This is a genomic window from Streptomyces cynarae (genome assembly GCF_025642135.1).
Taxonomy (GTDB): Bacteria; Actinomycetota; Actinomycetes; order Streptomycetales; family Streptomycetaceae; genus Streptomyces; species Streptomyces cynarae.
Window position 1 is genome coordinate 1,764,822 of the sequence record NZ_CP106793.1, and the last position, 21,695, is coordinate 1,786,516.

Annotated in this window: 20 protein-coding genes and 2 tRNA genes; 5 read left to right on the forward strand and 17 right to left on the reverse strand. The window is 70.1% G+C overall.

The annotated features are described in order from the left end of the window. Window positions 1–88: 88 nt before the first annotated feature. Window positions 89–1,747, forward strand: coding sequence for a CvpA family protein (locus N8I84_RS08320; RefSeq protein WP_263228945.1), 1,659 nt, complete (start codon window positions 89–91; stop codon window positions 1,745–1,747). 98 nt (window positions 1,748–1,845) lie between these two features. On the opposite strand, the gene N8I84_RS08325 is transcribed toward N8I84_RS08320, so the two are convergent. The 4 genes from N8I84_RS08325 to N8I84_RS08340 all read right to left on the reverse strand — a co-directional run bounded on the left by N8I84_RS08325 (window position 1,846) and on the right by N8I84_RS08340 (window position 6,364). After that, window positions 1,846–2,403, reverse strand: coding sequence for an HIT family protein (locus tag N8I84_RS08325; RefSeq protein WP_263228946.1), 558 nt, complete (start codon window positions 2,401–2,403; stop codon window positions 1,846–1,848). Between the two features lie 88 nt (window positions 2,404–2,491). Next, a complete protein-coding gene (gene thrS / locus N8I84_RS08330) occupies window positions 2,492–4,471 on the reverse strand; it encodes a threonine--tRNA ligase (RefSeq protein ID WP_263228947.1) in 1,980 nt (659 codons plus the stop codon). 112 nt (window positions 4,472–4,583) lie between these two features. Next, complete coding sequence (locus N8I84_RS08335; protein ID WP_263228948.1) at window positions 4,584–5,801, reverse strand: hypothetical protein; 1,218 nt, start codon at window positions 5,799–5,801, stop codon at window positions 4,584–4,586. After that, the gene (locus tag N8I84_RS08340) at window positions 5,798–6,364 is read right to left on the reverse strand and encodes a DUF4365 domain-containing protein (protein WP_263228949.1); all 567 of its coding nucleotides are present in this window, start codon (window positions 6,362–6,364) and stop codon (window positions 5,798–5,800) included. The genes N8I84_RS08335 and N8I84_RS08340 overlap by 4 nt, the downstream gene beginning before the upstream one ends. Before the next feature lie 168 nt (window positions 6,365–6,532). Between N8I84_RS08340 and N8I84_RS08345 the strand changes: the two genes are divergently transcribed. Beyond that, window positions 6,533–7,258 (forward strand): 3'-5' exonuclease, encoded by a 726-nt coding sequence (locus N8I84_RS08345; protein WP_263228950.1) that lies wholly within the window; start codon window positions 6,533–6,535, stop codon window positions 7,256–7,258. Window positions 7,259–7,313: 55 nt separating this feature from the next. Here the strand turns inward: N8I84_RS08345 and N8I84_RS08350 are convergent, their stop codons facing one another. From N8I84_RS08350 to N8I84_RS08395, 10 genes are all read right to left on the reverse strand, one after another. Next, entirely contained in the window at window positions 7,314–9,164 is a 1,851-nt protein-coding gene (locus tag N8I84_RS08350) for a DUF2207 domain-containing protein (protein WP_263228951.1), read from the reverse strand. Between the two features lie 118 nt (window positions 9,165–9,282). Then, window positions 9,283–9,354: transfer RNA gene (locus tag N8I84_RS08355), tRNA-Val, on the reverse strand. Window positions 9,355–9,393: 39 nt separating this feature from the next. Then, window positions 9,394–9,840, reverse strand: a complete 447-nt coding sequence (locus tag N8I84_RS08360) for an SRPBCC family protein (RefSeq protein ID WP_263228952.1) — start codon at window positions 9,838–9,840, stop codon at window positions 9,394–9,396. A gap of 127 nt (window positions 9,841–9,967) precedes the next feature. Further along, window positions 9,968–12,706: an exo-rhamnogalacturonan lyase family protein gene (locus N8I84_RS08365; protein ID WP_263228953.1), complete on the reverse strand. Its 2,739-nt coding sequence runs from the start codon at window positions 12,704–12,706 to the stop codon at window positions 9,968–9,970. Window positions 12,707–12,813: 107 nt separating this feature from the next. Beyond that, the gene (locus tag N8I84_RS08370) at window positions 12,814–13,410 is read right to left on the reverse strand and encodes a hypothetical protein (RefSeq protein WP_263228954.1); all 597 of its coding nucleotides are present in this window, start codon (window positions 13,408–13,410) and stop codon (window positions 12,814–12,816) included. A 2-nt stretch (window positions 13,411–13,412) separates the two neighbouring features. After that, on the reverse strand, window positions 13,413–14,297 hold the full coding sequence (locus tag N8I84_RS08375; RefSeq protein ID WP_263228955.1) for a carbohydrate ABC transporter permease: 885 nt from the start codon (window positions 14,295–14,297) through the stop codon (window positions 13,413–13,415). Beyond that, on the reverse strand, window positions 14,294–15,262 hold the full coding sequence (locus N8I84_RS08380) for a carbohydrate ABC transporter permease (protein ID WP_374707199.1): 969 nt from the start codon (window positions 15,260–15,262) through the stop codon (window positions 14,294–14,296). Before N8I84_RS08380 ends, N8I84_RS08375 begins: the two co-directional genes overlap by 4 nt. A gap of 19 nt (window positions 15,263–15,281) precedes the next feature. Continuing rightward, window positions 15,282–16,514, reverse strand: a complete 1,233-nt coding sequence (locus tag N8I84_RS08385; protein WP_263228956.1) for an ABC transporter substrate-binding protein — start codon at window positions 16,512–16,514, stop codon at window positions 15,282–15,284. Between the two features lie 530 nt (window positions 16,515–17,044). Further along, a tRNA-Val gene (locus N8I84_RS08390) sits at window positions 17,045–17,116 on the reverse strand. A 54-nt stretch (window positions 17,117–17,170) separates the two neighbouring features. After that, window positions 17,171–17,608 carry a TIGR02611 family protein gene (locus tag N8I84_RS08395; protein ID WP_263228957.1) on the reverse strand — a complete coding sequence of 146 codons (438 nt, stop codon included), beginning with the start codon at window positions 17,606–17,608 and terminating at the stop codon, window positions 17,171–17,173. A 190-nt stretch (window positions 17,609–17,798) separates the two neighbouring features. Between N8I84_RS08395 and N8I84_RS08400 the strand changes: the two genes are divergently transcribed. Both N8I84_RS08400 and N8I84_RS08405 read left to right on the forward strand, forming a co-directional pair. Further along, window positions 17,799–18,212, forward strand: a complete 414-nt coding sequence (locus N8I84_RS08400; RefSeq protein WP_003959770.1) for an SsgA family sporulation/cell division regulator — start codon at window positions 17,799–17,801, stop codon at window positions 18,210–18,212. Between the two features lie 259 nt (window positions 18,213–18,471). Continuing rightward, window positions 18,472–19,029: a CGNR zinc finger domain-containing protein gene (locus N8I84_RS08405; protein ID WP_263228958.1), complete on the forward strand. Its 558-nt coding sequence runs from the start codon at window positions 18,472–18,474 to the stop codon at window positions 19,027–19,029. 258 nt (window positions 19,030–19,287) lie between these two features. Here N8I84_RS08405 and N8I84_RS08410 read toward each other — a convergent pair whose 3' ends face one another. Together N8I84_RS08410 and N8I84_RS08415 are read right to left on the reverse strand one after the other, a co-directional pair. Further along, the gene (locus tag N8I84_RS08410; RefSeq protein ID WP_263228959.1) at window positions 19,288–19,440 is read right to left on the reverse strand and encodes a hypothetical protein; all 153 of its coding nucleotides are present in this window, start codon (window positions 19,438–19,440) and stop codon (window positions 19,288–19,290) included. 182 nt (window positions 19,441–19,622) lie between these two features. Continuing rightward, a complete protein-coding gene (locus N8I84_RS08415) occupies window positions 19,623–20,066 on the reverse strand; it encodes a hypothetical protein (protein ID WP_263228960.1) in 444 nt (147 codons plus the stop codon). A 254-nt stretch (window positions 20,067–20,320) separates the two neighbouring features. Between N8I84_RS08415 and N8I84_RS08420 the strand changes: the two genes are divergently transcribed. Further along, the gene (locus N8I84_RS08420; RefSeq protein WP_263228961.1) at window positions 20,321–20,845 is read left to right on the forward strand and encodes a DsbA family protein; all 525 of its coding nucleotides are present in this window, start codon (window positions 20,321–20,323) and stop codon (window positions 20,843–20,845) included. Between the two features lie 12 nt (window positions 20,846–20,857). On the opposite strand, the gene N8I84_RS08425 is transcribed toward N8I84_RS08420, so the two are convergent. Next, window positions 20,858–21,682, reverse strand: coding sequence for a GNAT family N-acetyltransferase (locus N8I84_RS08425; protein ID WP_263228962.1), 825 nt, complete (start codon window positions 21,680–21,682; stop codon window positions 20,858–20,860). Between the last annotated feature and the right edge of the window lie 13 nt (window positions 21,683–21,695).

Below are 21,695 nucleotides of genomic sequence, written 5' to 3' on the forward strand. Positions count from 1 at the left end.
CGATCAGCACGCCGGCCTGTTCAACAGGTGTGCGGAGCAAGGAAGTCGGGAAGGCCGCAGGAGCGGGTTCGGCGGCGAGGGGGCGGCAGTGACGGACGGATTCGATTTCAGCCCCGGGGCGCAGGTGCCCCTTTCGGGCTCCGCGGGCCAGACGGCGGCGACCTACGCCCTGGCCTCGGCGGCGTACCGGGAGGACGACGAGGTCACCAAGATCCTCGAGGCCGACAACGAGTGGCACCAGTCGACCGTCAAGCCCCCGCGTCCGGGGGCGAGGATATTCCGCCCCAAGCTCGGTGAGGCCTACTCCCGCGCGGTGATCGACCGCATGCTGGGCGCCGGGCGCAAGCCCCTGATCCAGTCGTTCGGCACCGAGCCGCAGGTCGTCGTGGAGCACTGCCTGGCGGCCCACCGCATCCGACGGGAACGCGACAACTGGCTGACGGCGGTGACGGTCCTGTGCGGGGTGCTGTTCCTGCCTGGATTCCTGGTGTGGCTGCTGGTGTTCCAGATCCGCACCACTCTCGGCAGGCGGACGGACAGGAGCGCCGGTGCGCTCGCCACGACCCTTCTGGTCGCCGTCGGCGCCCTCGCCGTGATCTTCCTGATCCGTATGCCGTTCTCCGGCTTCTGGGGGTGGTACGCGCGCGCGTCGGTCGTCATGCCGGTCGTCGGCTGGTTCTGGGCCAAGCAGATCTGCGAGCGCACGGCGAAGGACCTGCGTGAGCGCTGGGACAGTCTGCTCGCGGGCGGCGGCCTGGGTGCCAAGATCCCCGAGGCGGTGCCCGGGCACCCGGGCGACGCGGCCGAGCAGCTGCGCAAGGAGCTCACCCGGCTGAGCGCCGAGCAGCGGTCCAACTCCGTCTTCTACGCCGGTCCCAAGGGCATCCTCGGCATGGGCACACGCTGGGGCAGCTGGCAGCTGGCCGAAGACCTGGTCTCCGCCGAGCCCGGGAAGGACTTCCACCCCTTCCGCAGCTGGGACCTGATCACCGCGATCCAGGGCGATCTGGCGATGCTGGAGCGGACCTCCATCAACACCGGCGGTTTCCCGAAGCCCTCCATAACGCACTGGATCGTCACACCGATCGGGGAGAAGGCGAAGGAGGTCTCCCGGCCCAGCGGCACCGACGTGGACGCGTACACGATCAAGACGCACGCGATACAGGACATCTGCAACAAGCAGCAGTTCGGCAGCGGCGACCGGCACTACCTCGGCGTCCAGTGGACGCTGTGGGACGGCCAGTTGGTCATCACCATGCTCATCACGGTGACGGTGCTGCACGACACCCTGCGCATCGAGGTCACCGGGCACGCCCTGGGGCCGGTCAACTCCCTGTTCACCACGAAGCCCGAGCCCAAGGAGAAGGAGGTGGCCAAGACCGTCAAGTTCTGGGAGACCCACAAGGTGAGGCTGCCGCTGGTCGACGCCGACGAGGTGGTGCGGCTCGCCGCCCGCGCCCCGCTCACCTCGTATCCGCCGTTCCTGAACTGGCTCGGCGGCTCGCTGACCCTCCCGGAGCCGTTCGGTCTGCGCCACGCCTGGGCGGACCAGCCGTGGCGTCACCGTTTCATGGCCGACGACGCCCTGCGCGCGGCCACGCCGGTGCTGCGGGTGGTGCACGCGGCGGCGATCCGGGTCCTGAGGGACCACGGGGTGGACGTGGAGGCGTTCGGGACGCGGTCGACGTTCCTCAGCACGCAGGTGCAGGATCCGACGCCGAAGAAGGCGGACGTGTACGACGCGTAGCGCCTGGAGGTTCGGCGCTGCCGCTCGGTGCCGCGGCCGTGGCCGTACTGGGGGCCACCGCCCCCAGACAGGCTGAATCCTGCCCGCAGCCACTCGGGTCAGGCAGGCCAAGCCTCCGCCAGCATCTTCCGCGTGTCCGCCAGCAGCTGCGGCAGTACCTTCGTGTGGCCGACCACCGGCATGAAGTTCGTGTCGCCGCCCCAGCGCGGCACGATGTGCTGGTGCAGGTGGGCGGCGATGCCCGCGCCGGCTACCGAGCCCTGGTTCATGCCGATGTTGAACCCATGGGCCCCGGAGGCCGTGCGCAGCGCGGTCATCGCCTGCTTGGTCAGCTCGGCGAGCTCCGCGGTCTCCGGCTCCGTGAGGTCGGTGTAGTCGGCGACATGGCGGTAGGGCACGACCATCAGATGGCCGCCGTTGTACGGGTACAGGTTCAGCACCGCGTACACCAGCTCGCCCCGCTTGACGATCAGCCCGTCCTCGTCCGACTTGGCCGGGATGGAGCAGAACGGACAGCCGTCGTCGGCCCCCGGACCGGTCGGCTTGTTCTCGCCCTGGATGTAGGCCATCCGGTGGGGCGTCCACAGGCGCTGGAACGCGTCCTGCGTCCCCACTCCGATCTGCTGCTCCGGCTCACTCGTCATGAGGTGCAGCATATGGCGTCCTCGCCGGAACAGGGCAAAGGCCCCCGGGATCCCCCGGGGGCCTCGTGGCTCGTCTTTCGGGTCGGGACCCTGACGGCCGTCAGACCTGCGCGCGCTCCTCGACGACCTTCACGATCTTGGCGATGGCCTCGTCGAACGGGATGCCGTTCTCCTGGGAGCCGTCCCGGAAGCGGAACGACACCGAGCCGTGGGACATGTCCTCGTCGCCCGCGATGACCATGAAGGGCACCTTCTGCTTCTGGGCGTTGCGGATCTTCTTCTGCATACGGTCCGAGGAGGAGTCGACCTCGACGCGCAGGCCGTGCTCCCGCGCCCGCTCGGCGAACTTCTCCAGGTAGGGCACGTGCGCGTCGCCGATCGGGATGCAGACCGCCTGAACCGGGGCGAGCCAGGCCGGGAAGGCGCCCGCGTAGTGCTCCAGGAGCACGCCGAAGAACCGCTCGATCGACCCGAAGAGGGCCCGGTGGATCATGACGGGCTGCCGGCGCGAGCCGTCCGCCGCCGTGTACTCCAGGCCGAACCGCTTCGGCTGGTTGAAGTCGACCTGGATCGTCGACATCTGCCAGGACCGGCCGATGGCGTCCCGGGCCTGCACCGAGATCTTCGGGCCGTAGTAGGCCGCACCGCCCGGGTCCGGGACCAGGGGCAGGCCCTGCTTCTCGGCGGCCTGGCGGAGCGCCTCGGTGGCCTCTCCCCAGTCCTCGTCCGAGCCGATGAACTTGTCGGAGTCGTCACGGGTGGACAGCTCCAGCTCGAACTCGGTCAGGCCGTAGTCGCGCAGCAGGTCGAGGACGAAGGTCAGGAGCGTGTCGAGCTCCTGCGGCATCTGCTCCTTGGTGCAGTAGATGTGCGAGTCGTCCTGGGTGAAGCCGCGCGAGCGGGTCAGGCCGTGCACGACGCCCGACTTCTCGTACCGGTACACGGTCCCGAACTCGAAGAGTCGCAGGGGCAGTTCGCGGTAGGAACGGCCGCGCGACTTGAAGATCAGGTTGTGCATCGGGCAGTTCATCGCCTTGAGGCGGTAGTTCTGCTCGTCGAACTCGATGGCCGGGAACATGCCGTCCGAGTAGTGCGGCAGGTGCCCGGAGATCTCGAACAGCCGCTCCTTCGAGATGTGCGGCGTGTTCACGAACTCGTAGCCGGAGACCTCGTGGCGCCGCCGCGAGTACGTCTCCATCTCCTTGCGGATGACGCCGCCCTTGGGGTGGAACACCGCCAGGCCGGGGCCCAGCTCCTCGGGGAAGGAGAACAGGTCCAGCTCGGCGCCCAGCTTGCGGTGGTCGCGCTTCTCGGCCTCGGCGAGGAAGTCCAGGTAGGCCTTGAGCTCGTCCCTGGACGGCCAGGCGGTGCCGTAGATGCGCTGGAGCTGCGGGTTCTTCTCGCTGCCGCGCCAGTAGGCGGCGGCCGAGCGCATCAGCTTGAACGCCGGGATGATCCGGGTGGTGGGCAGGTGGGGACCGCGGCAGAGGTCCTTCCAGCACAACTCGCCGGTCTTGACGTCCAAGTTGTCGTAGATCGTCAGCTCGCCGCCGCCGACCTCGGCGTCGGCGCCCTCGGCGGCCTGCGCGGCGTTGCCCTTGAGGCCGATGAGCTCGAGCTTGTACGGCTCGTTCGCCAGTTCCTCGCGGGCGTCCTCGTCCGTGGTCACCCGGCGCGAGAAGCGCTGGCCCCGCTTGATGATCTCCTGCATCTTCTTCTCGATGCGCTTGAGATCGTCCGGCGTGAACGGCTCGGCCACGTCGAAGTCGTAGTAGAAGCCGTCCCGGATGGGCGGGCCGATGCCCAGCTTGGCCTCGGGAAAGATCTCCTGCACGGCCTGGGCCATCACGTGCGCGGTGGAGTGGCGCAGGATGTTCAGGCCGTCCTCGGAGGAGATCTCGACGCCCTCGACGGTCTCGCCGTCCTTCACCTCGTAGGCGAGGTCCTTCAGCTCACCGCCCACGCGCGCGGCGATGATCGAACGCTCGCCTGCGAAGAGGTCGGCGGCCGTAGTGCCCGTCGTCACCACGCGCTCTTCCCGCTCGGAATCGCGTTGGATGATCACACGGACGTCTGACACCGGACTCTCCTGACTGCTGGTGGATGCGGCGCCATACCTGGAGCGCGCGCATGACTGGGATCGTACCGACCCACGGCCGCCCACCGCGAAACGGTTCCGGTGCCCCGAGGGCTCAGTCCCCGCCGCACGCCTCCTCGAAGAAGTCCAGGTTCTCTTGGAGCGACTTCATCAGCCGGTCCCGCTCGGCGTCGTCGACCTGCACCGGCGTCACCCCTGACGCGGCCGCGAGGCGCCGGAAGCCGCCCCGGCTCTCCAGCCGCCCGTGCACTTTGATCGGCAGTCCGACGAGGTGGGCGTGGCCCGCGATGCGGTACGACTCCTCGTCCAGGGTCATCCGTACGTGCGGCACCTCGGCCCCGGCGAGGACCCGCAGCCGTACGGTGCCCTCGCCGCGCGGTCCCGAACGGCGCAGGCGGACGACGGCGCCCGTGATCCGCACCGGTACGGACGGTTCCTCGCGCAGGTAGCGGGCTCCGGCCTCGCGCAGGGCGGGCAGGTCACCCGGGGAGAACTCGACCGGTTCGGCGGGCGTCGCACCCCCTTCGGGGACGCCGGCGGCGGGCGCCCACGCGACGGCGATCCGGGCGCCTGAGGACCCGCGGACGAGGGCGACCAGCGCCTCGGTCAGCTCATGGCTCACGCCGGCCTCGACGGCGGTGTCGAAGGCATCCATGCCACCGGTGGCCCGCTGGTAGTCGATGGCCTCGCGGGCGGCGTACAGCGCCTGGTGCAGGCGTACGGCGAGCGGCCGGCCCGTGGCGACGGGGACGAAGGCGGTGAGCTCGCGGCCGCCGGTGGCCGCGCCGATCAGGACGTGCTCGAGCGACGCGGCGGCGGGCCTGCGGTGCCGGGCACCGTAGTAGCCGAGCCGGGCGCGGGTGGCGAGGGCGGCCGCCAGCAGCATCCGGCGGGCAGCGGTGCGCAGCTGGTCCTCGACGTCCCAGGGAGCGGCACCCACGGGTCCCGTCGGCACGTCACGCCACCAGTGGATCTCGTCGCCGGGCACGGTCAGGCCGACCAGCACGTCTCGGGCGGAGGGCGAGCCGCTGCGGGCCAGAGCCAGGAGGGCCTCGCCGATCAGGTCGTCGCAGTCGGGGAAGGCGCGGCTCTCCGGCACCAGCAGGCTCGTACCACTGCCGCCGGGGCCTGGCGGGGTCCAGCGGCCGTAGCGGCCGGGGGCCCCGCCGCGGCGCTGCCAGCCGTGGCGGTGCAGCAGGGCGCCGAGCACCGCGGGGTCGACCTGGTCGGGGTCGGACGGCCGGTTCCACAGCGGCTCGGCCGGGTGCGGCCGGACGGTGCGGGACTGCTCGTCGAGGGGACGGTGTGTCACGGTCTGCCTCCCGTTCCGACCCGGGTCATGATCTCGCACAGGGCGCGGTCGTCGAAGATGCGCGAGGTCGGCACGCGCACGGTGGTGCGGTGCCGGCCCGTGACCGGGTGTCCGGCGAGGTTGGTCCAGTAGCAGCAGTGCCGCAGGTCCAGGCGGTCGTGACCGGCCCGCAGCCACTGGTCCTGGGTCCGGGGGACGATCATCACGACGAGGATCTTGTGCACGGCGACGGGGGTGCGGGCGAGCTTCCGCAGGTGCTCGTTGTCGAGCGTGAAGGAGAAGAAGCGGCCCGGGGGGTTCGGCGGTATCTGGTACGTGCACTTCAGCTGCACCTTGATGGTGACCTCGTCGTCGACCGTGTGACCGGGTGCGCTGTGGCTGACGTGCCAGTCGATGCCGTTGTCCGGGAAGGGCTGGGACAGCGAGCAGCCGGCCGCCGCGGCGACCGCGTGCAGATAGCCGACCTGCAGTGTCTCCATGCAGGCGGTGGTCGCGAGTGTGCCGCGATGGGGTGCCGTCCGCTCGGGCAGCAGCCCGCCCCGCTCGGGCTGCGCTATCGCCATGACCAACAGCCTTCCCTGCGCAGTGAATCCCCGCCCGAGCCCCCTGAACTGCAAAGACCCGTACTCCTGTTGTCTCCTCCCGGCGTACGACGCAAACAGCCCGGGTATCACCAAACGGGCAGAAGACGGTACGTCAGCTGCCACGGGTGAACGAGGAGTTGAGTAGGCATGACGTTCTGGTACGAGGGCCCGCTCGCCGCGTTCGACACGGAGACCACCGGCGTGGACGTCGAGACCGACCGGATCGTGTCGGCCGCCGTCGTCGTCCAGGACGCTCCGGGAACCCGGCCGCGGTTGAGCCGCTGGCTGGTGAACCCGGGGGTGCCGGTGCCCGCGGAGGCGACGGCAGTGCACGGCTTGACGGAGGAGCACCTGCAACGCAACGGCCGCTGGCCGTCGCCGGTGATGGAGGAGATAGCCCGGGAGCTGGGCGAGCAGGCGATGCGGGGCCGGCCGCTGGTGGTGATGAACGCGCCGTTCGATCTGACGCTGCTGGACCGGGAGTTGCGGCGTCATCGCGCGTCCTCGCTGGAGCGCTGGTTCGTGTCGGCGCCGCTGCGCGTGCTCGACCCGCGGGTGCTCGACAAGCACCTGGACCGCTACCGCAAGGGCCGCCGCACGCTCACCGACCTGTGCGCGCACTACGGGGTGGCGCTGGAGGGGGCGCACGACGCGGCGGCGGACGCGCTGGCCGCGATGGAGGTCGTGCGGGCCCTCGGCCGCCGTTTCGCGACCCGACTGGAACGTCTCTCCCCCGCGGAGCTGCACACGCTCCAGGCCAACTGGCATGCGGCGCAGGCGCGCGGGCTTCAGGCGTGGTTCGCGCGCAGCGGCTCGGAGGAGATCGTCAGCACGGAGTGGCCGCTGCGGCCGGAGCTGCCGGCGGCGGCGTAGGAACCATGGGGAAGGCGCCTGCCGGGGACAGGCGCCCGGTGTCACACGGCCTACGTCACCAGGAGCCTCCGCCCCCGCCTCCGCTGCCTCCGCCGACGTCCCCGCCCCCGCCGAATCCCCCGCCTCCTCCACCGCCGCCGCGGCTGCTGCTGGAGGGCGGGGCGGCGCTGGAGGACGAGGAGGCGGTCATCAGGCCGAGGGCGTAGCCGGTGACGAAACCCGAAGTCGCCGTGGATCGGCGCCGGGGAGCGACCGTCGAGCCGGCGATGGCCTTGTCCCACGCGTACGCCACGTCCAGGGCCACCGCCCACGCGGTGTACAGCTCCAGTCGTCCCTCGTCGAGGGGCTCGTCGCCCTGGTGGGAGGACGGGTCCATGAGGTAGCGCCGGAACGCCTCCAGCCGGAGCCAGAGCTCGGTGCCGCGGGGGGTGCGGGCGTACAGCTCCCAGGAGCGCAGCCACAACGCCAGCCCGGCGCCCACCGCGATCACGCCCGCCACGAGGACCGGCCAGCCGGCCGCGTTCCGGCCGCCGCCGAGCAGGGCCCCGACGGCCGTCGTGATGACGCCGAGCAGGGTGGCGGCAATGCCGACGCGGCGTCCGGCGCGGGCCAGGCGCGCGGAGGTCTGGTCCCACAGGTCGCTGCTCTCGTGCCAGGCCGTCAGCTCGTGGTGGAGGCTCTGCCAGGCCGACCTGAAGCGGGCGTCGCGCAGACCCAGGGTGACCGAGTCGCGCCCCGAGAAGATGCTGCCCAGCACGACCCTGGCGACCGCGTCATAGGACGCGTCGGCCGGCTCACGGCGTTTGAGGGTGGGATGCTCCTCGCTCCCCTCGATGGCGATGCGCCCCTCGATCGCAGCGCCGAGCAGCCAGGCCACCTGATGGTGGCTCTCGACGCGTTCGGCCAGCAGGATCCCACCCTCGGCCGGTGACAGACCCTCCGGGGGCACGGAGGACGGAGTGAGCGAGGCGGCGCGCCGTTCGAGGGCGACGCGCCGCGTGCGGCCGGGCGTGCCGTCGGGTGCTTCCTCGGCGATCCGGTCCCGGCCGATGAGGCGCAGCAGCCAGATCATGGCGGCGGCGCCGACCAGCGTGAGGGCGAACGCGAGCAGGGCCACCCGCCACGGGCTCCCCACGGTCGTGCCGACGGCCTTCCCGGAAGGCGGCGCGGGCAGGGCAGGCCTCGCTCCGGTCAGCTTCCGGCCACCGGTGGCGTAGAGGGTGACGCCCTCGTGTCCCTTGAGCCGGTCGAGGGTGACGTGGAGCCGGCCGGGCCCGTCCTCGCGGGCGGTGCAGGGGTCCTGGGAGCCGTTGGTGCCCCGCACGCAGCGTGTGCCGGTGAGTTCGTAAGGGGCCACGACGTGGATCTGCACGTTCGAACGGTCGACCCGCCATCCGGTGCCGACGGCGTCCCAGGCGATCCTGCCCTTCTTCACGACGTCCGTGAGCGTGTACTGAAGGCGGTAGCGGTGCACGCCGGTGACGGAGCCGCCCGGGTCGCCCACCTTGATCCGGGTGGCGATCTCCCGCTGGCCGTCCGGCGCCTCGTAGTAGTCGCCGACGTCGAACTCCCACGGAACCCGGTGGCCGTCCATGGTGGCGGCGACCTTGGCGTACTCCTGGTCGTCCATCAGGTCCGGCAGATCGCGGTAGATGCCGTGCCGGGTGGTGCCGGGGTGTCCGAAGTCGTAGTCGATGACCTCGGTGACGCGGATGCTGCCGTCGGCCGCGACCTCGGCGCCCACCCACATCGTGGTGACACGCTCCACGTTCCCGCCCGTCCAAAAGAGCGCGACGACACCGCCGAGCAGCAGCGCGACGAAGAAGACCTTGAGCCAGGTGAAGCGCCTGCGTCCCCTCGTCAGGGTCCCGATCGGCTTGCTTCTGTCGCCCTTTGCAGCACCCAAGGAGATCCCCCCTCTTGCCGCGGACGCCTCCCCAGCCCCCGCGAAGATCGGAAGCGTATCCCGGTCACGGGCGAACAAAAAGAGCCGGTCCGCATCATGCGGACCGGCTCTCTCCCGGTGGGCGATACTGGGTTCGAACCAGTGACCTCTTCGGTGTGAACGAAGCGCTCTCCCACTGAGCTAATCGCCCGGGAACGCACTGAACAATACAGGCCCCCGACGGGTTCCTTCAAACCGCTTCCAGGTGGGCGACGAGTCCGCGCCGCCCCGACCGCATCATCAGCCAGTGGTTCGCGCGGAAGACCGGCCGCCCCGGCACGGCGAACCTCCTGAGCAGCGGCTTGTTCACGTGAACTGCCTGGTCGTAGCGGGCGAGGGTGCCGGAGCCGGCCGCGGTGACCGTCCAGCGTGCCCAGCCGTCGACGTCACCGGACAGCGCGACCTCCAGGATCCCGGCCGCCGGGTCGCGCCGCGCCTCGCGCATCATGAAGGTCAGGTCGTACGGCAGCAGGGAGCGGACCCGGACGACACCGGTCGTGTCGTCGAGCCGGGTCACCGCGCGCACCTGGCGCCACCAGCGCGGATACTGCTCGGGCCGCTCCAGCACCGCGTACACGGCGGCGGGCGGCGCGGGCAGGGCCCACAGGCTGCGGAAGCGGTAGCGGCTCCGGTCCATGTGCAGAGTCTTCCCGGGTCGGCCCCCGGTATCTGAGTACGTGTACTCATGCCGTGGGAAGTGACGGGGGCCACACTGACGGGTGCGAGCGCCGCCGCCCGTGCGGCGGCGCTCCCCCACCTGCCGCCTACGACGGCATCTTGTCCCCGAGCAGAGCCAGGTTCTCGATGGCGGCGAGGCCGTAGAGCGCGGTGTCGTTGGTGGACACCCAGGCCGCCTCACTGCCCGCGACGAGCGTGGCCGGGCCGCTCAGCGATTCCGTCTTCCACGGCGAGGACTCGGAGTAGCCGTCGGAGTTGTAGAACTTGCTCCACGCCCGCTTGGCGAGCGTCGCGTCGCCGGTCTGGACGGCGGCGTACGCGTCGAGGCGTGAGTGGCCCTGGAAGAGCAGCAGGCTGCCGAAGTCTGAGCCGTAGCGGGCCTTCTGCTCGGCCTTGGTGGCGTTGAAGTAGCGGCAGTAGTCCAGGTACGCCTCCTTGAACTTCGGCATGTCGACCAGGTAGTTGAGCTCGGCGCACAGCTCGTTGAGGCCGAACACGGCCGAGAGGTGGGAGACGGACACCACCGGTTTGTCGGCGACGGCGAACTTGCCGGTGTCGAGGTCGTACAGCCCGCTGCCCTGGACGAAGCCGTTGGGCTGGGCCGCGATGCCCTCCATCGTGGAGAGGACACGCGCCTTGGCCTTCTCCCACTTGGGGCCCTTGCGCTCCCACTCGGTCAGCCAGGCCGACACCAGGCCGCTCCAGTCCGTGCCGAAGCCGATCGACAAGGCGTGCCGGTCGGGGGTGTAGGGGTCGGTGCGTACCTTGCGCTGCGGGTCGAGGACGAGGAACGTCTCGTCGGAGTCGACGTTGGCCCGCATGAGGTCGCCGACCCGCTCGTCGGCGGTGAGGAAGTAGTAGAAGCGCCGGTAGGTGGTGTTGGCGATGCGCTGCTGTTTGGCGCTGTCGGCGAAGTGCTGCACGCCGTGCCGGGTGCCGAGCCCGGCCCACTTGCCGATGTGGTAGACGTCGACCTCGCCGGTGTGCCGGGTCATCGCCTCGGCGAAGCGGAAGATGTCCGCGCGGCCGCTGCGCAGGTACGCGTACCAGAGCCACAGGTCGGGCGACAGCTCGGAGTTGTCCCAGGCGTAGCCGCCGATGTCGTACCGCCACACATGCCGGACGGTGTCGTAGGTGTGCATGATGTCGCCGTAGTCCCAGAAGCCGTACCAGCGGCGCTGCTCCACCTGGTCCTTGTAGTAGGTGAAGAGGAAGTCGAGGTGATCCTCGATCTTCGCCTTGGCCGGCGTGGAGCGGTCGGGCTCGGAGTACAGGCCCGGGCCGAAGACCTTGGCCTTGATGAGCTGCCCCGGCGGGACGGCGAGCTGCGGCAGCGTCCGGACGGCCTTGACCTGGTCGGCGAGCTGGTCGGGGGTCGGGGTGGCGGCGTTGGCCCAGAAGAGGAGTTCGGACGTGCGGGCGATGCCGTACGGGGTGCCGAACTCCGGTTCGTAGTCCTCGTAGGTGATGTTGAGGCCCTCGAGCTGTTTGGCGTAGGTGTCCTGGCCCATGCCGTCGTGGTAGAAGCGCAGGTCCATGGGCTGCGCCTCCGGCGACCAGAGCCAGAGGGTGACCTCGGCCTCGTCGGTGTGGGCGTCGCGGATGTCGAGCTGGGCGGGGAACTTCTCCCAGAAGTCCCTCAGGCCGAAGGAGAATCCGCCGCTCGGTCCGCCGACGTAGCCGAAGCCGGAGGCCCGCTTGCCACCACCCGCGCCGATCCAGCCGTAGCCCTTCTTGGTGCGCTTGCGCAGAGTGAAGCCGTCGGCGGAGAGCTGCGAGAGGGTGTAGTCGCCCCAGTGCGGGATGTACTGGAGCCGGGTCGTGACCCGTTGGTCCCACGTCGAGGGGTCGGGCAGCCTCTGTCCGGCGTACTGCGCCGCCTGCACGGCCGCGCCCGGGTCGCGGCGCAGTCCGGTGATGCCCTGCACGGCCTCGCGCAGCAGACCGGTGCCCTCGCCGCCGATCCGGATGTGCCGGTCGTAGGCGGCGTCCCGCATCGGCACGGTGAAGCGCACGCCGAGCCCGCGGATGAAGTCGCCGCTCGCCTTGCCGGGTTCCTGGGTCCCGTCGTAGGTGATGGTGTGCACCATGCGGAAGGAGTCGGCGCCCGCGTAGAAGTAGAGCCGGATGGAGAACGGCAGCCAACCGCGGTCGCCCTTGCGGTGCTTGCCGTCGATGCGGACGACGGCCCGGACGGGGCCTTCCTGTTCGACGGTGACCTCGGAGATCGCACCGTCGAAGCGCTCGGTCTTCACCGTGCCCTGGTCCTCGTCCTCCATCTCCGGCTGGCGGATGAGGACGAGTCGGCCGTTCTTGGCGATCTCGGTGGAGCCGCGGGTGACCGACTTGATCAGCGTGGAGCCTGACTTGCCGATCCTGGCGGTGATGACGCCGGTCGATATGTCGATGGTGTCGCCGCTCTTGTCGACGGTGACCTTCTTGTCGGGGGCGGCGGGGGCCCCGGCGGTGAGGGTGAGCTTGCCGCTGCCGGAACTGACCGCATGAGCCGTCCATTTGAGAGAGCCGTCGGGCCAGTACGCGAGCGGCCAGGACTGAACGGGTACGGCCTTGCTGTTCTCGTCCGTCAGGGCGAACGTCTGGTCCTCCTGATAGGCGCCCTTCGGCCAGGGCACGCCGACGGTGGAGCCGGGCGCGGCGCCGCGACCGCCGTCCTCGAGCCAGTCGAGGGTCACCGGATCGGCGTCGGCCGCCTCGGCTCTGGGCGCCGCCTGCGCGTCCCTGGCCCCTGGCGCCCAGCTGAACTGGGCGGCGGCTCCGGCGACGGCGGCGGCCTTGAGGAGGGACCTGCGGGGGATGGGAGACATCAGAGATGCAGCCTTCCTTTCCTGGCGGGTGATGCAGGGAGGTCAGGGGCATGACAGAGCGAGGTGCGGCGCCGGGGCACCGACCCGAGGGGATGTGCCGGCCGGCGTCAGCGGCGCCGGTGTCGCTCCTCGACGGCGACGGCGGCCGCCGCCACGGCCCCGAGGACGGGGACCGCGAGCGGCGCGACGAACCAGGCCGAACAGAGCACCAGGGCCGCTCCGCCGACGAGGAGGAAGGACCCGGCCGGGTCGAGGACGGTGCGACGGCCGGCCGCCGCGAGCAGGGCCCGCCAGGAGGCGCCCGGCGTCCAGGTCGCCGCCGCACGCAGCCCGGCGACGGCGGCGCCGATCAGGGCGAAGACGCCGACCGCGCCGACGAGCGGCCCGCCGGGCAGTCCGGCGCGGACGGCCTGGACGTCCACCCAGACCGCGGCCGCCGCCGCCCAGCCGCCCAGCCCGACGATCCAGCCGCGGCGCGCGGCCGAGCCGAAGTCCCCGGCGAACTCCCGCCAGCCACCGCCCTCGTGGGCCGTGCGCCGGCGCAGATGGCGGGCGCCGGCGGCGAATGCGGCGGGGTAGGTGACGAGCGGCAGCGAGGCCGCGGCGATCCAGACACCGGTGAGCAGGCACTCGGCGAACAGGGCGAACCTCTCGGCGAGCAGCGACTCGCGGCGGGCCTTCGGGCGGGCGTGGTCGGTGGCCATGTTCAGCCCTTCAGTCCGGAGGTCGCCATGCCGTCGATGAGGTAGCGCTGGAAGGCGAGGAAGAAGAGCAGCACGGGCAGCAGCGCGACCAGGGACATCGCGATCATGCCGCCGTAGTTGGCGGCCACGCCGTCGGAGTCACGGAACATCATCATGCCGAGGGACACGGTGTACTTGCCGGGGTCGTTGAGGTAGATCAGCGGGCCCATGAAGTCGTTCCAGGCGTTGATGAACGTGAAGATCGCGCTGGTGATGAGGGCGGGACGGCACAGCGGCAGCACGATCGACCAGTAGGTCCTCAGGTGCCCGCAGCCGTCGATCCTGGCGGCCTCGTCCAGTTCCTTCGGCAGACTCCGCATGAACTGCACCATGAGGAAGACGAAGAACGCCTCCGTGGCCAGGTACTTGCCGAGCAGCAGCGGCACATAGGTGTTGATCAGCTGCATCTTCTGGAACATCACGTACTGCGGGATGAGCAGCACGTGGTACGGCAGCAGAAGCGTGCCGATCATGAGCGAGAACAGCAGGTTGCGGCCCGCGAACCTGATCCGTGCGAAGGCGTACGCCGTCAGCGAGCAGGAGATCAGGATGCCGACGACGGCGCCGACGGCGTACAGGAGGGAGTTCTGGAAGAAGGTCCAGATGGCGATGTCGGCTATGCCTTTGGCCAGGCCCTTGAAGTTGTCGAGGATGGGGTGGACGGGGAACAGCTGCAGGCTGTTGATGATGTCCTTGCTGGGCTTGAACGACGCCCCGATCACCCAGAGGACGGGATAGAGGACGACCGCGAGGACCAGCAGGGCACCGAGGTGCCAGGCGAGCGAACCGGCGCGCCTGCGGCCGGGGCCGCCGAGCGGCCTGCGGACGGTGGTCGTGGTGGTGCTCATCGGGCGTCCTCCTCGTAGTGCACCCACTTCTTCTGGGACCAGAAGAGGACCGCCGTCACGAGGGCCACGGCGAGCAGCAGCATCCATGCCATCGCGGAGGCGTAGCCCATCTGGGCGTTCTTGAACCCCTGCTGGTACAGGTAGCAGGTGTAGACGAGCGTGGCGTCGGCCGGGCCGCAGTAGGTGTTGGAGACGACGTAGGCCGAGGCGAAGATCTGGAACGAGTGGATCGTCTCCAGCAGCACGTTGAAGAAGAGCACCGGGGAGATCATCGGCAGCGTGATGTTCCAGAATCTGCGGAAGGCTCCGGCGCCGTCCATCGCCGCCGCCTCGTGGAGCTCCTTCGGCACCTGTTTGAGCCCGGCCAGGAAGATGACCATGGGCGCGCCGAACTGCCAGACGGTGAGCGCCACCAGGCAGTACAGAATCCAGTCGGGGTTGCCGACCCAGCCGCCCACGTGGATGCCGAAGACGGACATCGTGCGGTCCACGATGGCGTCGTCGGAGAAGATCGACCGCCAGACGAAGGCGACCGAGACGCTGGCGCCGATGAGCGAGGGGGCGTAGAACGCGGCCCGGTAGAACGCCTGTCCGCGGCGGCTCTGCGCGAGGAGCAGAGCGACACCGAGGGCGAGGAGCAGCTTCAGCGGCGTGCCGATGACGACGTACTTCGCCGTCACCTCCACCGACTTCTGCCACCGGGGGTCGTCGAACATCCTGGTGAAGTTGTCGAGGCCGACCCACTTCGGTGTGTTGAAGAGGTTGTAGTCGGTGAACGCGAAGTACAGCGAGGCGACCATGGGTCCCGCGGTCAGGAGCACGAAGCCGGCGATCCACGGGGACATGAAGAGGTAGCCGGCGAGGTTCTCCCGGCGGCCCCGCCGCTTGAGGGCGGCGGGAGCGGCGGAACGGGTCTTCCGGGTGTCGAGAGGCGAGTCCTTGACGAGCGTCACGGGGGTTCCCATCAGTTCCGGTCGGTTCCGGTCAGGCCTGGAACGCGGCCTGCGACTCGTCGAAGAACTGCTTCACCGCGTCGGCGACCTTGACCTTGCCCAGGCCCAGGTCGCCACCGATGCGCAGGAAGGCGGCCTCGATGGTGTCGGCGCCGGAGGGGTGCGGGGTGATCGTGCCGAGGACACCGGCCTTGGCGGTGTCGTCCTCGTACTGCGCGATCTCCTTGTTGACCTCGTCGGTCGGCTTGAAGGCCTCGTACTGTTCGGTGCTGGCGAGGATGCCGCGGTCGTAGCCCATGATCTTGCCGACCTCGGGGTCATGGACCATGAAGTTGATGAACTGGGCGACTTCCTTCGGGTGCGAGGTGCGCGCGGAGGCGCTCAGCATCAGGGAGGCGAGGTACTGGCCGGTGTGCTTGCCGTCCATGGTGGGGATCGGCGCTAGACCGTAGGTGCTGTTCCCCTCGGCGGTGTAACGGACCGTGAAGTTGTCCCAGGTGAATTCGGACGCCCCGTGCCCGGCCGAGAGCGAGGACTTGGGCCGGTCCTGGGCGACAATCTTCGGGTCTGTGACGATCCCGGCCTTCACGCGGTTGTAGCCGTCCTGCCACCACTCCGTCAGATCGGCCTTGTCGAAACCGAGTCCGTCCTTGGTGTAGAACGCCTTGCCGTTCTGCCGGAGGTAAAGGTCGTACAGGTACATGATGCTGAAGTAGCCCGTGTCCCCGGGGACCTTGGTCTTGTCGTGGATGGTCTTGAGGGCCTTGAAGTACTCGTCCCAGGTCCAGCCCGCCGTCGGCTCGACACCGGCCTTCTGGAAGACCTTCTTGTCGACGACGAGCGACATGGTGTTGGAGCCGACGGGAATGCCGAGCTGCTTGCCGTCGACCTCGCCGACCTTCGTGACACCGGCGCGGAAGTTGCTCAGGCTGATATTGCCCGCGTCGATCTGTGACTCGAGGTCGAGGAGGACACCTCTCTTGTCGTATTTCCGAAGGAATGTGACGGCGTTCTGGAATACGTCCGGGGGATTTCCGCCGGACGCCTGCGTCTGGAACTTCTCCCAGAAAGACTGGTAGTCCTGGAAGTCAGTTTTGACCTTGATCTTCGGATGCTTCTTCTCGAAGAGCTTGATGGTTTCGTTGATCTTCTTCGCCCGTTCGTCGGCACCCCACCACGAGTAACGGATCGTCACGGTCCCGTCCGCCGAGGTGCCGCCGTCACCACCGCAGCCCGTCGTCGCGGCCAGCCCCAGGGTGGCCACCGAGGCTCCCGCCGCCTTCAGGATCGTGCGCCTCTCAACATTCCCGGTACCCACAGTCAGGCCCCTCCCCGCAGCAACGCCGCCGCTCATGAATCGTTTCAAGTAAGCGCTTGCTGGCACAAGGTACGGAGGCCCTCCGGCCTCGTCAATGATTCGGACAGGATTTGGTGAGAGTGAGGTCGGGCGGTAACAGGCACCGCAGGAGGGCGAGTTCGGGCCGGGAACAACAAGCGCGCAGGTCGCGAGGGGCGACACCGCCGAGGTCGTCCGGTGCGGCGCCGAGAGCCGGACGCCGGATTCGGTCGGTGCGGCGCCGAGAGTCGGACGCCGGATTCGGTCGGTGCGGCGCCGAGAGCCGGACGCCGGATTCGGCCGGCCGGTGCCGTGGCAGGCCCGGAGGTCCGGCTTCGCCGCGCAGCGGCACACCGGGGACGGGCGCGAGGAAGCGCTGATCAGCACCGGGGCCCGCACAAGGGCATACGCCGAGGGCGGCGCCGCCCATCTCCTGAGCGGCGCCGCCCTCGATCTTGTGGGCGATACTGGGATCGAACCAGTGACCTCTTCGGTGTGAACGAAGCGCTCTCCCGCTGAGCTAATCGCCCGGGCGCAGGAAGAACATTACCGCATGTCAGCGGATGCCCCCGACCACGGGCCGGTCACTCCTCCCTGATGTTCCAGGGCGTCACGAAGCCGAACTTCCAGACGTACACGCCGACCAGCGCGGCCGCGATCGCCACGCCGACGGTCGTGAGCAGGAGGTTGCGCCGGCGCACCCTGGGGTCGAGCGCGCGGTGCGTCGCCTCCGTGACCTTGCGTTTCGTCCAGCGCAGCACCAGCTGGGCCCAGACGAACTCGGTCGCCCAGATCGCCATGCCGGCGAAGATCACCAGCCAGCCCGGGCCCGGCAGCGGAAGCAGGAGCACGCCGCCCGCGACCACCGCGAGGCCGATCACGAAAACGCCGACCTGCCAGCTGAGGTGCAGCGCCCGTCGGGCCTTGATGAATTCCGGTGCCCTGGAACCGAGCCCCCGCTCGGTCTTCGGCTCCTCAGCGGCCACGGCGGCCTCACCCCGCTCGTCACTCCGCGTATTCATACAGCCAAACCTACCCGAGAGAAACCGGTCACCGGAATGGCCGCATCGCACGAACGATGTCTCGGCCGGACGAGCTACGTAAAGACAGGCAAAACACTCAGAGGGGTTTACAACGGCACCGTAGGTGGCATGTCGATTTCGCCGACGTGCGAATCCCCGAGCGCACACTGAGCGAAAGGCCCTGGCGCTTATGAACACCACGGTCAGCTGCGAGCTGCACCTGCGCCTCGTTGTGTCGAGCGAGTCCTCACTGCCTGTACCCGCGGGACTGCGGTATGACACGGCCGATCCCTACGCCGTGCACGCCACCTTCCACACCGGAGCCGAGGAGACCGTCGAGTGGGTGTTCGCCCGCGACCTCCTCGCGGAGGGCCTGCACCGGCCCACAGGGACCGGCGACGTCCGGGTCTGGCCGTCCCGCAGCCACGGTCAGGGCGTCGTCTGCATCGCCCTGAGCTCTCCGGAGGGCGAGGCCCTGCTCGAGGCCCCGGCGCGGGCCCTGGAGTCGTTCCTGAAGCGAACCGATGCGGCCGTGCCGCCCGGCACGGAGCATCGCCATTTCGATCTCGACACGGAGCTCTCCCACATCCTGGCCGAGAGCTAGCGCAAGACAGCCACGCCACCCGGCGCCGTCCACTCGGGGAGACGGCTCGGGTCAGGACAACCGCATACGGCACACCCGGGCGCCGTCACCGCGACCCCTCGCGGAGGCGGCGCCATGGCCTTCTACGGAGAGTGACGCTCTTGCCGCGTTGCGTGACCTGTCCGAAGCCGACCCTGCGGCGGTCCTCTCGGGGCGGGAAGCCGCTAGGCTCGGCCAGCATCGGCGGGCGTCCGCCCGACCCCAGGCCAGGGAGCGACACGTGCTGATCACCCATGACACCCGGTGCGCGCTCGACCTCGTGGTGGACCTCGTGAACACCACACCGGAGGGCGACGAGCCTGACGGGCTCCCGGATGTCGCCGCCCTCGACGACTTCGCGCGCAGACACGCGGTGAGCGATCTCGGCGTTCTGTCGGAGTTCGACCTGTCGGCGGTGCGCAAGATCCGCGGACGGTTCGCCGCGGTCTTCGCCGCGACGGACGCCCGGGCCGCGGCGGGCCTCATCAACGAACTGGTCGCGGCGGCGGGCACCACGCCCCGGCTCACCGACCACGACGGCTACGACTGGCATGTGCACTACTTCGCCCCCGGCGCCTCCCTGGCCGATCACATCGCCGCGGACTGCGGGATGGCGCTGGCGTTCTTCGTGGTGGCCGGGGAGCAGGAGCGGCTGCGCCGCTGCGAGGCGCCCGACTGCCGACGCGCCTTCGTGGACCTCTCCCGCAACCGCTCACGGCGCTACTGCGACAGCCGCACCTGCGGCAACCGCCTCCACGTGGCCGCCTACCGGGCGCGCCGCAAGGAGGCGGCCGGCTGAGCGGGGCTCCTTCCGGACCACAGGTGCGGTGCGGACGGCGCGGCCGACCGCGAGGGGCTGGGAAAGCCGCGAGGCCGGAGGAGCTGTGAGGCCCGAGAAGCCGCGAGGGGCGGGAGAAGCCGTGAGGCCGGAGGCCCTGAGGAGCCGGACCCGCGCAGACACTCACCGTGCGTGACCAGACATGTGGTCCGCCTTCGTCGCTCATCCGGTGGGCTGACGGAGCCCTCGGCGGGTGGCGCCAGGGGCTCCGCATACGGCTCAAAGCAGCAGCAGATCGTGCAGCGATGCCATGAGCAGCAGACAGCCGATCACCGCAAGGAAGATCATCAGCGGTGGCTGGGAAAGCGCGAAGAGACAACCCCGACGATCCTCAGGAGGAGCGGCGGCGTCGCTCTGGGTTGTGTCCAGCATCTCGCGGTGATGATGGCGCAGCCCGCACCCGCCGTGCGATCAACACGCACGGCATGACGATGTGATCGCCGATTCCGCGAGGTGCGGAGCGAAGATGATCTAGGCGTGCCCACCCTTGATCGCCGGGGAGCCGCGACCCGACCGCTCAGCCGTTTCCCATCCGGCCCGCGCCGGGCGAGGCGTCATATGCCGTGCTTCTTCAGGATGGCCTCGATGTCGCTGAAGTCGTCCGTGGAATTGGCCGCCCGCGGCCCCGCCGTGGGACGAACCGCGGGAGGGCCCCCGGCGCCGAGCGCCGGCGCGGAGGACGAGGGGGCACCCGCCTCCCGCTGCGCGGCACGCGCCGCCCTTCGCTCCTTGCGGGTGCCGCCGCGCCTGCGTTCCACGGCCCGGGTGGTGGCGAACAGCAGCCAGGCGATCCCGAGCACGCCGAAGCCCGCCCAGGCCGTGGGGCTGAACGCGGTGTCGGCCAGCCAGCCCACCACCCCTGTCATCACCAGGCCGATGGGCACCAACGCGTACGCGGCGGTGCGGGCAGCCGCCAGAAAACGCTTGCGGAAGGCCGTGACCGCGGCGATGCCGAGGCCGGCCACGGAGGCGGCGGAACAGACTGTCTCGGCAATCATCCGGTCCTCCAAGCGGAGATCGGTGGGGCGGGGTCGGTCGGGCGGTTCGTCCTTTCCATCCTGCACCGCCCCACGCCCCGCGGGCCACGGTCCGGACGCACGTCAGGGACATCTCCGTGAAACCTCGGGGTCGGCTCCTCCCCAGGGTGCGGCCCCGTCTCCACCCCTGACCTCACCGGTGCTCCCCACCCCGCCCACCTCCGGGTGCGGAGATCCCGTTTGGGGGCCGTCACGGGTACTGGAAGACTGTGACCATGAGTGACTCCTCCCCAGCCCGCGCAGCCGCCCCCGCCCTGGACGTCTGGTGCGAACTCCAGTGCCCCGACTGCCGTACCGCCCTCGACGATCTGCGCGCGCTGCGCGACCGCTACGGCGACCGGCTGGAGCTGCGGCTGCGGCACTTCCCGCTGGAGAAGCACCGGCACGCCTTCGCCGCGGCGCAGGCCGCCGAGGAGGCGCTGGCGCAGGGGCAGGGCTGGCCGTACGTGGAGGCCGTGCTCGGCCGGGTCGAGGAGCTGGACCGCGAGGGAGAGGCGTTCCTCATCGAGGTGGCCCGCGAACTTGGGCTGGACGCCGAGGAGTTCGACACGGCTCTGATCGACGGCCGGCACATCCTGATCGTCGACGCCGACCAGGCCGAGGGCAAGGCGATCGGCGTGACCGGCACTCCGACCTATGTGATCGACGGTGAGCGCCTCGACGGCGGCAAGAGCCAGGAGGGGCTGCGCGAGCGGATCGAGGAGATCGCGGACCGGCTGCTGGCCGGGCAGGGGGACTGATCCCGCCCGGTCCTACAGCAGGGGCTTGTACAAGGCGTACTCCGTCGTCCGGTAGCCGAGTGACTCGTAGAGGCGCTCGGCCGGGGTGTTGCTCGCGAACACGTTCAGTCCGAGGACCTGCCGACCGGCAGTGAGCGCCTGGGCCTCCGCCAGGAGCATGAGGGCGCGGCCGTGTCCCCTCCCGCGGTGGGCCGCGTCGGCCTCCACGTCGAAGACGAACGCATCGTCCTCGCGCACCGCCAGCCACAGGGTGCCCACGCGTGTGCCCTCGTGCTCCAGCACGCTGAACGTCATGCCCTCGGTGCGCAGGCCCTGCGGCAGGAGCTGCTCGTGGTCGCGTCGCGCCTTGGCGTGCGCCACGGCCTCGGGCACGCCGCGCTCGATCCACGTGCGCGCGTAGTGCTCCTGTTGGTACTCCTGCCAGGCCGTGAACTCCGCCTCGGTCATGGGGCGTGCGCGGCTGCCCTCGCGCAGCGGGGGCGGGGTGTCACCGAGCCGCTTCTCCATGCCGCGGTTGCGCAGGACATAACCGAGCGTCTCGGTGAGCCGCACTGCGGCCCGCGCATCGGCGGGGACCCGGGCCTCGATCTGCCGGCAGCCCCAGCCCCGCGCCACCTCCTCCGCGGCGAGCGCGGCCACGGTGCCCCGGCCGCGCCGGCGGTCGGACTCCTCGATGCTCAGGTCGATGATGCGGGCCACCGACTCGCCCAGGGACGGCGAGGTGCCGAGGTGTATCACCCCGACGGGACGGCTGTTCACGCACACCTGGTAGCGACGTGAACGCGTCCCGTCGGTGTGATGCTGAAGCGGCTCGGTCGGCCGCAGGGTCGTGGTCATCACGGGTGTTCTA

Coding starts and splice junctions, on each gene's coding strand:
- N8I84_RS08360 (WP_263228952.1), bottom strand. CDS start 9,840: ATGGACCGGAGCCGCTACCGCTTCCGCAGCCTGTGGGCCCTGCCCGCG.
- N8I84_RS08340 (WP_263228949.1), bottom strand. CDS start 6,364: ATGGCGATAGCGCAGCCCGAGCGGGGCGGGCTGCTGCCCGAGCGGACG.
- N8I84_RS08425 (WP_263228962.1), bottom strand. CDS start 21,682: ATGACCACGACCCTGCGGCCGACCGAGCCGCTTCAGCATCACACCGAC.
- N8I84_RS08325 (WP_263228946.1), bottom strand. CDS start 2,403: ATGCTGCACCTCATGACGAGTGAGCCGGAGCAGCAGATCGGAGTGGGG.
- N8I84_RS08370 (WP_263228954.1), bottom strand. CDS start 13,410: ATGGCCACCGACCACGCCCGCCCGAAGGCCCGCCGCGAGTCGCTGCTC.
- N8I84_RS08345 (WP_263228950.1), top strand. CDS start 6,533: ATGACGTTCTGGTACGAGGGCCCGCTCGCCGCGTTCGACACGGAGACC.
- N8I84_RS08415 (WP_263228960.1), bottom strand. CDS start 20,066: ATGATTGCCGAGACAGTCTGTTCCGCCGCCTCCGTGGCCGGCCTCGGC.
- N8I84_RS08380 (WP_374707199.1), bottom strand. CDS start 15,262: ATGGGAACCCCCGTGACGCTCGTCAAGGACTCGCCTCTCGACACCCGG.
- N8I84_RS08365 (WP_263228953.1), bottom strand. CDS start 12,706: ATGTCTCCCATCCCCCGCAGGTCCCTCCTCAAGGCCGCCGCCGTCGCC.
- N8I84_RS08395 (WP_263228957.1), bottom strand. CDS start 17,608: ATGAATACGCGGAGTGACGAGCGGGGTGAGGCCGCCGTGGCCGCTGAG.
- N8I84_RS08420 (WP_263228961.1), top strand. CDS start 20,321: ATGAGTGACTCCTCCCCAGCCCGCGCAGCCGCCCCCGCCCTGGACGTC.
- N8I84_RS08410 (WP_263228959.1), bottom strand. CDS start 19,440: ATGCTGGACACAACCCAGAGCGACGCCGCCGCTCCTCCTGAGGATCGT.
- N8I84_RS08400 (WP_003959770.1), top strand. CDS start 17,799: ATGAACACCACGGTCAGCTGCGAGCTGCACCTGCGCCTCGTTGTGTCG.
- N8I84_RS08375 (WP_263228955.1), bottom strand. CDS start 14,297: ATGAGCACCACCACGACCACCGTCCGCAGGCCGCTCGGCGGCCCCGGC.